The following is a 14,968-nucleotide window of genomic DNA, read 5'->3' as shown; positions in this document are numbered from 1 at the left end:
ATGGGCACTGTAACCCCCAGATCATGCCGCTTCCCCTTGCCCGAATTACCGGATTGTGCAGAACGCGATTGGGCGCGACGCGCCATTGCGCTTTTGACAGGGGATGCGCGTCGGTCGGCCGATACACATCTGATCAAACCTGTTTTCCCCGGTTTGGAGGGGATTGATATTTATCTAAAGGACGAAAGCACCCATCCCACCGGATCGTTGAAACATCGTTTGGCGCGGTCGTTGGTGCTTTATGGAATTTGTAATGGCAAAATCGGGCAGGGCACGACGCTGGTCGAGGCATCATCGGGATCGACCGCCGTGTCAGAGGCCTATTTTGCACGGCTGTTGAAACTACCGTTTATTGCGGTCATGCCGCGCAGCACGTCGGTGCAAAAAATTCATGAAATTGAACGGTTTGGCGGACGATGTCATTTTGTTGACAGCTCCGCTGAGGTCTATGCAGCCGCCCAGCACATTGCGGTGCAAACAGGCGGGCATTATCTGGATCAGTTCACCAATGCCGAGCGCGCCACAGATTGGCGCGGCAATAACAATATTGCGGAAAGCATCTTTGCCCAGATGGAATGGGAGGCAAATCCGGTTCCACAATGGGTGGTAATGAGCGCGGGAACAGGCGGCACCTCGGCTACGATTGGGCGCTATATCCGGTATCGCAATCTGGCCACGCGGCTATGCGTGGTCGATGTTGAGAATTCGGCGTTTTACGACAGCTATTGCTCAGGCGATCTGACGACGACCTGTGTGCAGGGATCGCGAATTGAGGGGATCGGCCGACCACGGGTGGAGCCTTCATTCCTGCCAGATGTGATTGATCACATGATCCGAATTCCCGATGCGGCGTCTTTGGCGGCGATGCATGTGTTGTCAAACCGGATTTTTCGCCGGGTGGGCGGATCGACAGGGACCAATTTCTGGGGCTTGTGCTGGGTGGCATCGCAAATGCGCCAGGCAGGGCAAACTGGCTCTTTGGTCTCGATCATCTGTGACAGCGGTGCGCGCTATACGGACACATATTATAACGAGGATTGGCTTGGCGCGCAGGGGTTTGATCTGGCGCCGTGGACAACCGCGTTAGAGCGGTTTTTGGATGCTGGCTCGTTGGATTTGTCGGTCAGCTAAGCGGCACAGCTTACAGGTTATTGGGGGTGGGGTTCGCAGTGTTGCGGACCCTGTAGGCGCGTAGATGGCCGTGCCGCTGAGCCTTCTGTGTCTGTATGCGCAAATTTGCATCATTAGCACGCCATAATTCAAAAAAGGCATGCTACCTTCGCAATTTATGCAAATAAAGAATTGATCCATCGAACCAATGCAATAAATGTATGTATATGACTCGCAAAGATCTCCTCTCATTCCTCAAAGTTGCAGAAACCGGATCTGTAACGCAGGCCGCTGAAGCGCTTGGTCGGTCACAGCCCTCTGTGACGCGCTGCTTGCAAGATTTGGAAGCCACGCTTGGATTTGCCTTGGTGGAGCGTGTGGGTCGGCGCATTTCCCTGACCCAGGAAGGCGTGGCCTTTGAAGAGGAGGCGCGCCGGTTGCTGGCGATGTTTGACGGTATGCCGCAACGGGTGCGCGCGCGTGTGGCGCAGGCCAAGCAACCGCTGACAATTTCCGCCACCACTGCGTTGGGCACCGGGTTGGTGCCGCATGCACTGGCGCGGTGGGGGCTGGACCAGCGCCCGACAGAGATCCGCCTGATGCAGGCCGCGCCAAATGGTGTGGCGCAAGATTTGCTGAACGGGGCGGCACGGGTTGGATTGTCGTCCTTACCGTTGGATGTGCCGGGACTGCGCTGTCTGCGTCAGTTTTGCGGCCCGCTTGTGGTGGCCCTGCCGGAATGCCGTGCAAAGGATTTTCCGGAGGGTATGCCGGTGTCGTTGGCGGATGTAGCCCGCGATCGCGTGGCGATGATGCTGGATCAGACGCGGTTGCAAGGTCGGATCATGCATAGTTTGCAGACCGCAGGGTTGGAGCCGTCCCATGTGATCAAGGCCAACTCCACCATCGCCGCCTTACAATTCACCCGGTTTCTGGGCGTGCCCTCTATTGTGGAACCGATCACCGCCTATGGTGCCACGCCGCGCGGCGTGATTTTACGCAAACTATCAGAGGAAATCGAATTTTCCTTTGGTTTTTTTCTTGCGGAAACGGCTGCGCCATCGCGTGACATCATGACCTTTTTTGACGTTTGCGAAGCGGCGTTGTTTGATTTGGATCCTGCGTTGCGCCGCATTGATGCAGCACCGGATGCAGGGAAGTGAGAGCAAGTATGACCCCCGATCATGATGGTTTGGCGCAGCTTGAACGCCGCCTTGTAAAAGATATGACAATGTTGGAATTGCCCGCGAAATCATGGGTGCCGCAGCGGTCCCATAATGGGCAGCCGGTGCGCGATGTGATCTTTATCGGTGCAGGCATGTGCGGTTTGGCTGGCGCGGCCAAGCTGCGATTGGCCGGCATTGACAATGTTGTGCTGTATGATGCTGCGCCCAAGGGCCATGAGGGGCCATGGGAGACATTTGCACGGATGGAGACATTGCGTTCGCCCAAGACATTGGCGGGACCGTGCCTTGGTCTGCCCGCCCTGACGTTTCGCGCGTGGTATGAGGCACAATGGGGCGAGCCCGGGTTTGACGCGCTGACATTGGCACCCAAGGGCGACTGGATGCGCTATCTGCAATGGTATCGCCAGGTCATGACGCTAAATGTCGTCAATGAAACTCGTGTGACCAAGGTTGAAGATGCAGGTGCGGGGCTGATTGCGGTGCGGTTGCGCGATACCAACGGCGAGCGGGTGGAACATTGCCGTCATCTGGTGTTGGCGACCGGGCGCTCCGGTCTTGGCGGCGGGGCTGTGCCGGGTTTCTTGAATGGTGTGGATCGCCAATTCTGGGCCCATAGCGCCGATGATATTGATTTTGACCGTCTGCAGGGAAAACGAGTGATCGTGATCGGGGCGGGGGCATCCGCGATGGATAATGCCGCTACAGCACTAGAGGCTGGCGCGGCGAAGGTGGAGATGTTGATCCGGCGCAAACACATGCCGAGGGTCAATAAAATGACCGGTATCAGCTCTCAGGGGGTGGTGCATGGGATGCGCCATTTGCCCGATGCCTGGAAATACCGGTTCAACGATTACGTTAACAGCCAGCAGGTGCCGCCGCCGCGCCCGTCCACGCTGCGGGTGACCCGCCATAAAAATGCACGCATTTTCATGGGCTGCGCGGTTACCGATGTTGTGGCGCAGGGCGATCATGTGACGGTTCATACCCCGCTTGCGCAGTTTCAGGCGGATTTCGTGATCGCCGCCACTGGCTTTCGCAATGATTTTGCCGGGCGCGAGGAATTCGCAGCCTTCAGCGATGCGATCAAGACATGGAATGACGGGGTCTATGATCGGACGATGGGGCGCGCAGTACCCTTCATGACTGATGCGCCCTATCTGGGGGATGCGTTTGAATTCCTGCCCAAACAGCCCGGTACATGTCCGATGCTGGCGCGGATCCACTGCTTTAACGATGCGGCGATGTTATCGCATGGCAAAGTGTCGGGCGATATTCCAGCCGTATCGGTTGGCGCAGATCGGTTGATGCGCGGCATCGCCTCGGCCTTGTTTGCTGCTGATGTTGAATACCATTTTGAACGCCTTCAAGCCTATGACACGGCAGAGCTTCAGGGCGATGAATGGGACGATGCAAGCGCTGCTTTGATGTCAAACCAGACCGCATAGGCGGCATCCAGATCTCCATTTTTCCAAAACAGGGATATGATCCAATGAAACACCATGCAATTTCGTATCTGACGGCCCTGGGCCTGGCGGCGTTTGGGGCGACCACGGCTGCGGCGCAAAACTATCCAGAGCATTCGGTTGACGTGATCGTTGCCTTTAATCCCGGCGGCGGCACGGATGTCGCCGCCCGCACCATTGAACCTTATATTGAGAAATATCTGGGCGAAGATCTGGTGATCTTGAACAAACCCGGGGCGGGCGGCGAAGTGGGCTTTTCGCTTTTGGCGGCCAGCGATCCGGATGGCTATACCATGGGGTTCATCAACTTGCCTGCGATGTATAGCTATTCTTACGAGCGTGAGACGGCCTATTCCCCCGACAGCTTCACCGGGGTTGCCAATCTGGTATATGATCCCGGCGTAATCGTTGTGCGCGCGGATAGTGAATTTCAGACGCTGCAAGATTTGGTGGACTACGGCTTAGAAAACCCCGGCGCCTTGCCCATCGGCACATCGGGTTCGGTCGGATCGTCTGAACATATCGCCATTTTAGGTGTCGAAGCGGCGACGGGTGCGAAATATAATCATGTGCCTTTCGGGGCCACGGCGCCGCTGCGCACAGCCTTGTTGGGTGGCCATGTGCAGGTTGCGGCCTTCAACCTGTCAGAGGCGGATGAATATGTCGAAGACGGTTCGATGCGCTTGCTGGGCGTCATGAGCGAGGAGCGCTCTGACATGGCACCCGAAACACCCACATTCCGTGAACAGGGTGTGGATGTGATTTCGGGCACGTCGCGCGGGCTGGCCGTTCCAAAAGGTACGGATCCTGCGATCGTGGCCAAACTGTCGGAAGCGGTTGAAAAGGCGATCAACGATCCAGAATATATCGCCAAAGCCGAGGCCGCAGGCGTTCCAGTGCATTATATCGGCGGTGCCGATTACGACACGTTCCTTAGCAATGTCAGCACATCGCTTGATGCAGCATGGGCTGCCACACCCTGGAGCAAATAAGGCCCAATTCTGGCCTGTGGATCACGGCGGTCGTGCCGTGGTCCTGAACATTGGATGACCCCGGCAGGAGAGATCGCATGAGCTACCGGACGACAGAAATAGCGATGGCGGCCGGCCTGGTCGTGCTGACGGTGTTGGGCTGGTTTCAGATCCGTGACCTGCCGGTGGATGCACGCATGTTTCCGGCGGTGCTGCTGGGGGTGATCGGGGTGCTGTCTTGTTGCATGGTGATCCGTGGCGTGATTGGTCGCGCAGCCCATCTGCGCGCCCAATCGGCGCAACAGTGGTCCTTTGCAATCAGCGCGCCGCGGATGGTTTTGGCCTTTGCTCTGCTGGGGGCATATTTCGTCGTCCTGCCATTTGTTGGTTTTTTCACCAGCTCTTTCGTGTTCATCATGTTGGTTGGGTGGATCGCAGGTTACCGAAAACCTGTGCCTCTGGCGCTGGCGGCGGCTGGGTTTTGCGCCTTTGTTTATATGGTCTTTGTGGCGTTGTTTGATCGCCCCTTGCCGCCAGAATTCTTCCTCACGCTGTTTGCGACCAACCTGTAAGGATCCCGCTCATGGAGACGCTTCAAGCCATCATGCATGCCTTACCCGAGGTTCTGGCGTGGCAAAATTTCCTTGCGATGGTCATTGGCACGCTGGCAGGGATGACCGTTGGCTCGTTGCCCGGTCTGACAGCGACAATGGCGATTGCGGTGTTGATCCCATTGACATTTTCCATGTCGCCTTTGGTGGCGTTGGGGATCATGGCAGGGATTTACAATGGGGCGATGTATGGCGGGGCGGTGCCGGCGATTTTGCTGAATGTGCCCGGAACGCCGCCGTCAATCGTAACCACGTTTGATGGCCATCCTTTGGCGAAACAGGGCCGTGCAGCACTGGCGTTGAAAGTGGCGTGCTGGTCTTCGGCCATCGGGGGGGCATTCAGTGCGTTGTCGTTGATGGCGCTTGCGCCGCCATTGGTGAAGGTCACGCTGCTGTTTGGTCCGGCGGAATATTTCTGGCTGGGTATTTTGGGCATGTCCTCTATTGCGATTTTGTTAGGGGCGGATCCAATCAAAGGGCTGATCGCTGCGGCACTGGGGTTGTTGCTGGGCACCGTTGGATCTGACGTCGTCACCGGCGAGCAACGCTTTACCTTTGGCCGGTTAGAGTTGATTGACGGGATCAATCTGTTGGTGATCTTGACCGGGCTTTATGCCATTCCACCAGCAATCCGCATGCTGGAACAGGTGTTTCGCCCCGATGCCGCAAAGATTGAAATCAAGGGCCATCCCGATGACAGCTTTGCGAAAAACTTCCGCTACCTATTGCCGACATGGTTGCGTTCGTCGGTGATCGGGATTGGTGTGGGGATTTTGCCTGCAACTGGCGGGTCGATGGCCGCGTTTTTGGCCTATAATGAGGTGCGCCGCAGCGCCAAGGATCCCGATGGGTTTGGCAAAGGCGATATTCGCGGTGTGGCAGCGGCGGAGACGGGGAATAACGCCGATAATTCAGCCGCGATGATCCCTGCCTTGGTGTTGGGGGTCCCGGGCAGCGGGGTGTCAGCGGTGATCTTGGCGGGGCTGTTGGTACATGGGTTGCAACCCGGCCCGCAGTTGTTCCGCGACACGCCCGATATTGTTTACGGATTTATGTGGCAGATGTTGTTTACCTCATTCATGCTGTTCGCATTGGGGGGCAATATTGCCTCGCGGTTGTTTGCGCAGGTCATGCGCCTGCCACAGGTAATTTTGGCGCCGATGATTATGTGCCTGACGCTGGTGGGGATTTATGCGCTGTCCAATGACATGTTCAATGTGTGGATCATGTTTGCGATGGGGATTGTGGGCTATGGGTTGAACCGGATGGATTTTCCGTTAGCCCCGATCGTTCTGGGCTTGGTTCTGGGCAATATGATTGAACAAAACCTGCGGCTGACCTTATTGATCCATCAAGGCGATGTCACGGCGCTGATCGCCTCGCCCTTGTCGAAGCTGCTGTTTGGCCTGTGTCTGGTGCTGTGCTGTGTGCCACTGTATCGCCGGGTGAAAACACGGTTGAAACCGGCCTGATCCACGCGCGCGCCTGCGCCCAATGAACCTGGCTGGCATCTGCATCAGTAATTTGATAAAAACACTCAAGATATTGCCGCGCAGGACGATATACAGATGACCTCTTTGCCAGTGAATGCCTATGACGCGCTTGCCCAAGCCCGGATGGAGCAGGGCGCCTATGCCTATGTCGCAGGCGGGGCTGGGGACGGGGCCTGCGTGGCACGCAATCTTGCCGCCTGGCGTGATCTGATGTTATGCCCAAAGCTGATGCGACCGATGGCCGATATGTCGACTGCGCGGCATGTTTTCGGTCTGGATCTGGCCTTTCCCTGCTTGATTGCGCCGATGGCTTTTCAACGCCTTGCCGATCCGCTGGGCGAACAGGCGATGGCAATGGCCGCCAAGGCGCAAGGCGCCGGGATGATTTTATCGTGTCAAACCTCTGTTGAACCGGAACAGGCAATGGCGCAGCCCTTTTGGTTTCAGGTATATTTTCAACGCGATATGGGACAAACCCGGGCGTTGATTGATCGTGCGGCAGCAGCAGGGGCAACCGCAGTCGTGGTCACGCTGGACGCGCCGTTAAACGGGGTGCGCAACCAAGAGCGCGCGGCACATTTCACCCTACCCAAGGATGTTGCACCGGTGATGCTGCCCGCGCTGTCCGAACCGATGTCGCTTGCGCAGGCGTTGGCACAGGCGCCTAGCTGGGAAGATCTTGCCGCGCTATGTGCAAACAGCGCATTGCCGGTGCTAGCCAAAGGCATCTTGAACACGGCTGACGCAACGCATGCGGTAGACTGCGGATGCGCGGGTGTGATCGTGTCCAACCACGGCGGGCGCGTGCTGGAGGGTCTGCCCGCCACCGCAGATATATTGCCCGCAATCCGCGCCGCATTGCCCGACACCGTACTATTGGTCGATGGTGGTCTGCGGTCGGGCGAAGATCTGTTTCGCGCCATGGCGCTGGGTGCGGATGCGGCCTGTATCGGTCGGCCCGCGTTTTTCGCGCTCGCGGCGCACGGTGCGGTGGGGGTGGCCAGCTGTTTGCGCCGCCTTCACGATGAACTGTGTGTGACAATGGGATTGATGGGAACGACCGCATTGGCCGAAATCACATCAGACTTTGTTTTACAGCCGTCGCGGATCTGATGTCTTTGTGCAGCGGCCCGAAACGACCGCATGTGACGCATCATCTTGCGTTATGGTTGCCCGATTGTGACTCTTTTCCAGATTTGCGAAAGAAAATCAGCCTTTCCTATTGCTGACTTATTTTATCGGAATTAAGGATCACGAAGAATTCAAGTCAGCCAGCCCATCCTTATGATCGTAACACGATTGGGCAAGCCAGTGCTTTCCTTCCCTTCTGGAGACACATAATGGATCTACGACGTTCCGCTGGCACAGCCACTGCAATTGCTGCATCTTTTGGGGCGACATTGCCCAATGGTGCGGCCGCCCAAGACACAGATAACGCATCTGTCATCGAACTTGATACCATCCTTGTCGAGAATGAGGGTGAAGGTGTTGTGAACACTAATGAAGAAGGCACCGGGGTAAGCCGCCTTCCGGCCTCGGTCAAAGAAACACCTAAGATCGTCAATGTTGTAAGCGAAGAGGTTCTCACAGAGCAGAACGTAACGACGCTGGAGCAGGCGCTGCAAAACGTGCCTGGTATCACGATTTCCACCGGCGAGGGCCGTGGTGGTGTGGGCGGCGACCAGTTCCGCATCCGTGGTCTGCAATCGGGTGGCGATCTGTATCAAGACGGTCTGCGCGATTTCGGCGTATACACGCGCGATACGTTCAACACCGAAGCAGTACAGGTGATCAAAGGCCCGGCAGGCGATGCGTTTGGGGTGGGAAACACAGGTGGTGTGATCAACCAATCCACCAAAAAAGCGCATTTGGGCGACGCCAATGAAGCCAGCATCAGCTACGGCTCTGGCAATCTGGGCCGTGCCACACTGGATATGAATAAGCAGCTGGATGAGACTTCGGCATTGCGGTTCAATCTGATGGCGCAGGGTGGCGATGTGGCCGACCGTGACAATATCAGTAAAGACGCCCGTGGGTTTGCATTCGATTACGGCACCGGAATCGGCACCAGCACTGAATGGCATATCGGCATGGAGCATCTGGAAAATCGCGGCACGCCGGATTACGGTCAGCCGATGGCCACAGATGCGAATGGTATCGCACGCCCGCTGTTGGAATACGGGATCGCCGGGTATGACCGTGATGTGTCTTATGCGCGCAGCTATGACAAAGACGACAGCGATCATACCACGATCACGTCAACTTTGACGCATCAGATGAACAACAACGTCACAGTGACCAATGAAACGCGTCTGACCCATTACGCGCGTGAATATGCGGTCAGCGCGACGCCGTCATGTTCGGAAGATTGTCTGGCGGCATTGCAGTCGGGCAGCGACTATACCACCAACCTGTCTGCAGGCGGTGGTGTAGGATATCGTTTGGATGGCTGGGCGATCCAAAACGTCACCACGGCGAATGCGGAATTCACGCTGGGGAAGATCCGCAACAAGGCGCAGATTGGCGTTGATGTCAGCTATCAATATCTGGATCGCTATGGTGCCGCATGGAACCAAAGCCGCGATACCGCAACTTCGATCTTGAACCCGCAATACAGCTGGCCGGGATATTCCGCCAGCTATGATGATCTGGCGTGGAATGCGACCACCACCAATGTCGGTGTGTTCGTGTCCGACCGCGCATGGCTGACCGAACAATGGTCAATCCTGGGTGCGGCGCGTGTGGATTACTTCAAAACCACATTGCAAGCGGCTGATGAGGATGAAAATTCGGCTGAAACGACCGAAATCAACCCAAGCTTTGCGATTTTCTACGAACCTAATGCCAATGTCACGACCTATTTCTCGGCAGCGCGCAGCTACCGTCCGCAGGGCACGGATGTGGCGACAATCACCACGACCTCGATCGGGTCGCAGGTTGTCACCGACGGCGCGTATTTTGAGCCAGAACGTTCGGATGCGTTGGAATTGGGTGCGAAGGTCAACATGCTGGATGGGCGTCTGGGCCTGACAGCGGCAATGTTCCAGATCGACAAGCGCAATTCCTATAATGCGAATGAAGATGGCACGACCGGGTTCCAAGACGGTGGCCGCAATGTCCGTATTCGCGGGATCGAATTGGGCGCGTCGGGTCAGGTGACCAAAGATCTAAGCATCACCGCCGCGTATTCCTATCTTGATAGCGAGCTGCGGACGCCGAAAAATGAGACAAGCTATGACAATGCCGGAAACGAAGTGTCTGGCGTGCCACAGCACAATCTGTCGCTTTGGGCGAATTACGCGCTGCCCTATACAATGGCAAAACTGCCAGGTCAGCTAAGCGTTGGTGGCGGTCTGCGTTATGCTTCGGAATATTACGCCAATGACCAAAACACCGCGATCATTCCCGAAAGCTTCTCGGTGGATGCGGTTGTGGCCTATGAAACCGATACATGGCGTGCAGCGGTCAACCTGTATAATCTGACCGACCACCAGAATTACGGCGCATCGTTCAACGCGACGCGTGCAACGCCATTGGCGGGGCGCACGGTTGCTGCGACATTCGCGGTTAAATTCTGATCCGCTAAATCGTTTGGCAAAAAATGGGCGGGGCCGTGTATTGGCCTCGCCCGTCTATGATTTTAAGGAGCTGTTCGATGCTGCTGCATATCCCCGACCTTCTGACCAAAGATGAAACCGACCATTGCTGCGCGGTGTTGCAGCAATCGCAATGGGCCGATGGGCGTCATACAGCCGGGGATCAGGCCGCCAAGATCAAGAACAACCTGCAAATTCCAACCGACAGTGAAGAGGCCCGTGCACTTGGCGATATCGTTTTGCGGGCCTTGGGACGAAATGCGTTGTTTAACTCTGCTGCATTGCCATTGCGTGTGCTGCCGCCGATGTTCAACCGCTACGACCCGGGCATGACCTTCGGCGCACATACCGATAACGCAATTCGGTCTTTGCCCAATGGGATGCGAATGCGTGCTGATGTGTCAACCACGCTGTTTCTGACCGATCCCGATACCTATGAGGGCGGGGAGCTGGAAATCGAAGATACCTATGGCACGCAGCGGGTGAAATTTGCGGCTGGCGATGCAGTTCTGTATCCGGCGTCAAGCCTGCACCGCGTGATGCCTGTGACCCGTGGCAGCCGCTGGGCATCATTCTTCTGGACACAATCCATGATCCGCTCGGATGAAAAGCGTCGCAACCTGTTTGAGCTGGACAAAGCTATCCAATCTATCCGCGCGCAGCTGGGTGATGACAATCCTGGCGCCTTGGGCGTTGTGGGGCATTACCATAATCTTCTGCGCGAATGGGCCGAGCTGTGACGTCCGGCTTGGTTCGTGACACAGAGCTGGCGCTAGGTCAGATCTGTGTGGACCAGGGCGACGCCGCCGGTGCCTATGATGCATTTGCCGCCGCAGCCCGTGCCGGCGATCCGCGCGGATACAACATGCTGGGGCGGTATTTTCAATGTGGGTGGGGGGGATCTATCGATGGGGTCCGCGCCGCACAATATTTCCGCAAGGCTGCAGAGCTGGGCGATGTCTGGGCGCTGTTCAATCTTGCGGACCTGCATCTTCAGGGGCTTGGCGTGTCGCAAAATCCGCAAAAGGCACTGGGGCTATATCGTCGCGCCGCCGAACACGGGCTGGCCAAGGCGCAAAATATGCTTGGGATTTTTTACGAAACCGGCCAGCATGTGTCGCAAGATCTGGACCGGGCGTGTGATCTGTTTGATGCGGCGGCCAAGGGCGGTGATTGCTGGGGGTTCTTTAACCTTGGCCGGTTGTTTTTGGCTGAAGCTCAGCATGAGGCCGCGCAGGGGGCGTTTCGGGCCTCATTGGCGGTGGGATATCCGGGGTATTGGCATGTGTTGGCCGACAGATTGGCCGGTCATGATGACCCCGCATTGGTGCGTATAGGCGATACGGCGCGCGCCGCGGCCAGAGGGGAGTTTGATCCCATAGCCGCAAAACACGCGCAGGCATAACGCTGCTACGCGCGAATATTGTCGATCATCTCGCCCAGCATATCCAACAGGCGCTCCCGGTCGGCGGGGGCGATTGTGCGCATCATCTTTTCGTCATGTTCCATCGCATGTTGACTAAGCGTGGCCACCGCCGTTTCACCTTTATCGGTCAGCCAGACGCCTTTGGCGCGGCGATCCTCGGGGATGGCGCCGCGCCGTAAGATCCCGTCCTTTTCCAACCGATCCAAGATCGTCACAAGGCTGGATTTTTGCAAGCCGACGGCCTCGGCCAATTTGTTTTGCGGCTGGCCGGGATTGGCCAACACAAGGCTGAGCAACCCAAGATAGCGTGGCGCGGCACCGTGATCGGTCAGTTTCTCCTCGAATTGTCGATAGGCCAAAATTTGCGCCAGCCGCAACCTATACCCCAAAGAGCGATCCAACGCGCTGCGGCGCAGGCTTTGTTCATCGGCCTGGGTCGTATTGGGGACGGCGTTTTCTTGCATCTGGGACATTCCTATTCTTGACAGGTGTCAAATTTGGCATAAGGTTCGATATCGAACAATACGACATCGCACTATACGGGCATGTTGTATTTTGCCCGGTTGGAGGACCAGGGGCAAGCCAAGATAGGGAGGGGAACGCGATGTCAATTCGCGCGTGCGCATGGTGGAAGCCCACTGCGCAGGACGAACTGCTGGATATCACCTTGGGTGCGCTGCTGGATCAGCAGTCAGTGCAGCATCGCGACCGCTGCGCCGTCATCGCGGTTAACACAGCATCAGGGCAAGAGCGCCGCTGGAGCTATCACGCGTTGGCGGCGCAAAGCGATGATCTGGCGCGCGGCCTGATCGCCTGGGGCGTGGGGCATGGCGATCATGTCGCTGTCATGAGCGCGAACCGCGCGGAATGGGTGTTGTTGGAATATGCGTTGGCGAAGATTGGTGCAGTTTTGGTAACGGTCAATCCGGCGCTGCATATGCGTGAGCTGACCTACCTGCTGGTGCAAGGAGAGGTGTCGCATCTGATTTTTGCCGACCGGCTGCGCCATCATGATATTGCGGCGATGTTGGCGCAGATGCTGGCCGATGCGGTGCCCTTGGGGGGCGGTGTAATCCGCAGCTCTGATTTTCCTGCATTGCGTGCCATCGCGGCGCTGGATAGCGGGTTGGCATATGCCTTGCCTTTTGCGGCGCTTGGGCAGATGGGCGTGAAGGTGACGGACGACCAGTTTGTGCAACGCACCCGTGCGGTAACCCCAGATGACGTCCTGCAAATCCAATATACCAGCGGCACGACGGGCAAGCCAAAAGGGGCAATGTTGTCGCATCGCTCTACGGTCAATAACGCCCGCCTGATGGGGCTGCGCGCGGGGTTCGCCGCCAACGATGTGCTGCTAAGCGCGATGCCGCTGTTTCATACGGCGGGCTGTGTGTGCAATGTGATGTCGATGCTGGCCTGTGGTGGCTGTGTGGTCGTCTTGGACAGTTACGATCCGGGCTCTATGTTGGCACAATGGGAACGCCACGGCGCGACCATTATCAACGGTGTACCCACGATGTATAGCCGGATGCTGGATCATCCCGATTTCACCCACAGGGACACGGGCAGTTTGCGCATCGCTTTTATGGGCGGCACCGCCATTCCCCCCAGTTTGATGGCCCGGGTTTGCACGGCCACGCAGGCCGAACCGATGATTATCATGGGCATGACAGAATGCAGCCCGATCATCACCCAAACCGATCCAAACGACCCGCTTGATCTGCGCTATGGCACGGCGGGAATCCCACTACCACATACGGAAATCCGCATTTGTGACCCCGACAGCGGTGCGGTCTTGGACTGGGGCGAAAAAGGCGAGCTGTGCATACGCGGCTATTTGTTGACCCTGGGATATTTCAACATGCCCGATATTACAGCCCAGGCAATAGATGCCGATGGTTGGCTGCACAGCGGCGATCTGGCGGTTCTGGACCGCCCCGGCCATTTGCAGATTGTCGGACGGCTAAAAGATATGATCATTCGCGGCGGCGAGAATGTCTTCCCGGTGGAAATCGAAGATTTCTTGCTGGAACATCCCGGTATCAGTCAGGCACAGGTGATCGGCGTGACCGATCCTGATCTGGGTGAAGAGATCTGCGCCTTTGTTTTGTTGGCACCGGGGGCGACGCTAGGTGCAGATGAAATTCAGGCGCTGTGCCGGGCCAATCTGGCGCGTCATAAACTGCCCAAATATGTGCATATCGTCACCAGCTTCCCCATGACACCCAATGGTAAAATCCAGAAATACGCGCTGCGCGATATCGCGCAGTGCCTGATGCAAGAGGACGCCTGCCCATGAGCAATGCGCTGCCGCTGTTATATGAAAAAACCGATGGGGTTGCCGTGCTGACCTTCAATCGTCCACAGGCACGCAATGCCATCAGTCCCGAGGTAGCCTGCCGATTGGCCGATGCGTTCTCGGATGTGGCGCAAGATGCGGCGGTGCGTGTGGTGATTTTGACCGGGCACGGCGATAAGGCGTTTTGCAGCGGTGGTGATCTGGCCCTGACCTTGCCGCTGATGACCGGGGCGCGCCAGCCGCAAACCCCGTGGGATCATCGTTTGTTGGACGACCCTTCGATGATGGATCGTTCTGCGCTGCGCGGATTTGAGCTGAACAAACCGATTATAGCGGCGATAAACGGGCCATGTATGGCGGGCGGCATGGAGACGGTTTTGGCCACCGATATCCGTATTGCAGCCGAACATGCGACATTCGCGTTGCCAGAGGTGCGGCGGGGGTTGATCCCTTTCGCCGGGTCTTTGGTGCGGCTGCCACGACAAATTCCGCAATGTCTGGCGATGGAAATGCTGCTGACAGGGGAGCCGATCAGCGCCGCACAGGCGCTGTCGGCAGGAATGATCAACCATATTGTGCCTGCGCCGCAGCTGTTGGATCGGGCTTGGGAATTGGCGCGCCGGATTGCCGCCAACGGTCCGGTGGCAGTGCAAGAGGTCAAGCGCACCGTTCTGGCCGCCAGCGGCGTGACGCTGGAAGAGGGCTATCGGATGGAGGATGCGGCCAAGGCGCGGGTGATGGCCTCTGATGATGCGCGCGAAGGGCCACGTGCCTTTATGGAAAAACGTGCAGCTGTATTTCGGGGGGTATGA

Annotated in this window: 13 protein-coding genes; 12 read left to right on the top strand and 1 reads right to left on the bottom strand. The window is 57.3% G+C overall.

Features of this window, described 5'->3' with window-relative positions; genetic code table 11:
* The 10 genes from BFP70_RS10425 to BFP70_RS10380 all read left to right on the top strand — a co-directional run bounded on the left by BFP70_RS10425 (position 1) and on the right by BFP70_RS10380 (position 11,836).
* Positions 1-1,131: a PLP-dependent cysteine synthase family protein gene (locus BFP70_RS10425; RefSeq protein ID WP_066011522.1), complete on the top strand. Its 1,131-nt coding sequence runs from the start codon at positions 1-3 to the stop codon at positions 1,129-1,131.
* Between the two features lie 206 nt (positions 1,132-1,337).
* On the top strand, positions 1,338-2,273 hold the full coding sequence (locus tag BFP70_RS10420) for a LysR family transcriptional regulator (protein ID WP_176715547.1): 936 nt from the start codon (positions 1,338-1,340) through the stop codon (positions 2,271-2,273).
* 8 nt (positions 2,274-2,281) lie between these two features.
* Positions 2,282-3,742 carry an NAD(P)/FAD-dependent oxidoreductase gene (locus BFP70_RS10415; protein WP_141693168.1) on the top strand — a complete coding sequence of 487 codons (1,461 nt, stop codon included), beginning with the start codon at positions 2,282-2,284 and terminating at the stop codon, positions 3,740-3,742.
* 44 nt (positions 3,743-3,786) lie between these two features.
* On the top strand, positions 3,787-4,752 hold the full coding sequence (locus BFP70_RS10410) for a tripartite tricarboxylate transporter substrate binding protein (protein ID WP_066011519.1): 966 nt from the start codon (positions 3,787-3,789) through the stop codon (positions 4,750-4,752).
* Between the two features lie 77 nt (positions 4,753-4,829).
* Positions 4,830-5,303 carry a tripartite tricarboxylate transporter TctB family protein gene (locus BFP70_RS10405; RefSeq protein WP_066011518.1) on the top strand — a complete coding sequence of 158 codons (474 nt, stop codon included), beginning with the start codon at positions 4,830-4,832 and terminating at the stop codon, positions 5,301-5,303.
* A gap of 11 nt (positions 5,304-5,314) precedes the next feature.
* Positions 5,315-6,814, top strand: a complete 1,500-nt coding sequence (locus BFP70_RS10400) for a tripartite tricarboxylate transporter permease (protein WP_066011517.1) — start codon at positions 5,315-5,317, stop codon at positions 6,812-6,814.
* Positions 6,815-6,910: 96 nt separating this feature from the next.
* A complete protein-coding gene (locus BFP70_RS10395; protein ID WP_066011516.1) occupies positions 6,911-7,948 on the top strand; it encodes an alpha-hydroxy acid oxidase in 1,038 nt (345 codons plus the stop codon).
* Between the two features lie 227 nt (positions 7,949-8,175).
* On the top strand, positions 8,176-10,413 hold the full coding sequence (locus BFP70_RS10390) for a TonB-dependent siderophore receptor (protein ID WP_083217447.1): 2,238 nt from the start codon (positions 8,176-8,178) through the stop codon (positions 10,411-10,413).
* Positions 10,414-10,490: 77 nt separating this feature from the next.
* On the top strand, positions 10,491-11,171 hold the full coding sequence (locus BFP70_RS10385; protein WP_066011515.1) for a Fe2+-dependent dioxygenase: 681 nt from the start codon (positions 10,491-10,493) through the stop codon (positions 11,169-11,171).
* Positions 11,168-11,836, top strand: a complete 669-nt coding sequence (locus tag BFP70_RS10380; RefSeq protein WP_218059672.1) for a tetratricopeptide repeat protein — start codon at positions 11,168-11,170, stop codon at positions 11,834-11,836. Before BFP70_RS10385 ends, BFP70_RS10380 begins: the two co-directional genes overlap by 4 nt.
* A gap of 5 nt (positions 11,837-11,841) precedes the next feature.
* Here the strand turns inward: BFP70_RS10380 and BFP70_RS10375 are convergent, their stop codons facing one another.
* Positions 11,842-12,330: a MarR family winged helix-turn-helix transcriptional regulator gene (locus BFP70_RS10375; RefSeq protein WP_083217446.1), complete on the bottom strand. Its 489-nt coding sequence runs from the start codon at positions 12,328-12,330 to the stop codon at positions 11,842-11,844.
* Between the two features lie 131 nt (positions 12,331-12,461).
* Between BFP70_RS10375 and BFP70_RS10370 the strand changes: the two genes are divergently transcribed.
* A complete protein-coding gene (locus tag BFP70_RS10370) occupies positions 12,462-14,156 on the top strand; it encodes an AMP-binding protein (protein WP_066011512.1) in 1,695 nt (564 codons plus the stop codon).
* Positions 14,153-14,968, top strand: a complete 816-nt coding sequence (locus BFP70_RS10365; RefSeq protein ID WP_066011511.1) for an enoyl-CoA hydratase/isomerase family protein — start codon at positions 14,153-14,155, stop codon at positions 14,966-14,968. Before BFP70_RS10370 ends, BFP70_RS10365 begins: the two co-directional genes overlap by 4 nt.

The sequence above is a fragment of the Thioclava sp. SK-1 genome (assembly GCF_001705665.1).
Lineage (GTDB): Bacteria > Pseudomonadota > Alphaproteobacteria > Rhodobacterales > Rhodobacteraceae > Thioclava.
This window is presented reverse-complemented; position numbering and strand designations above follow the sequence as displayed.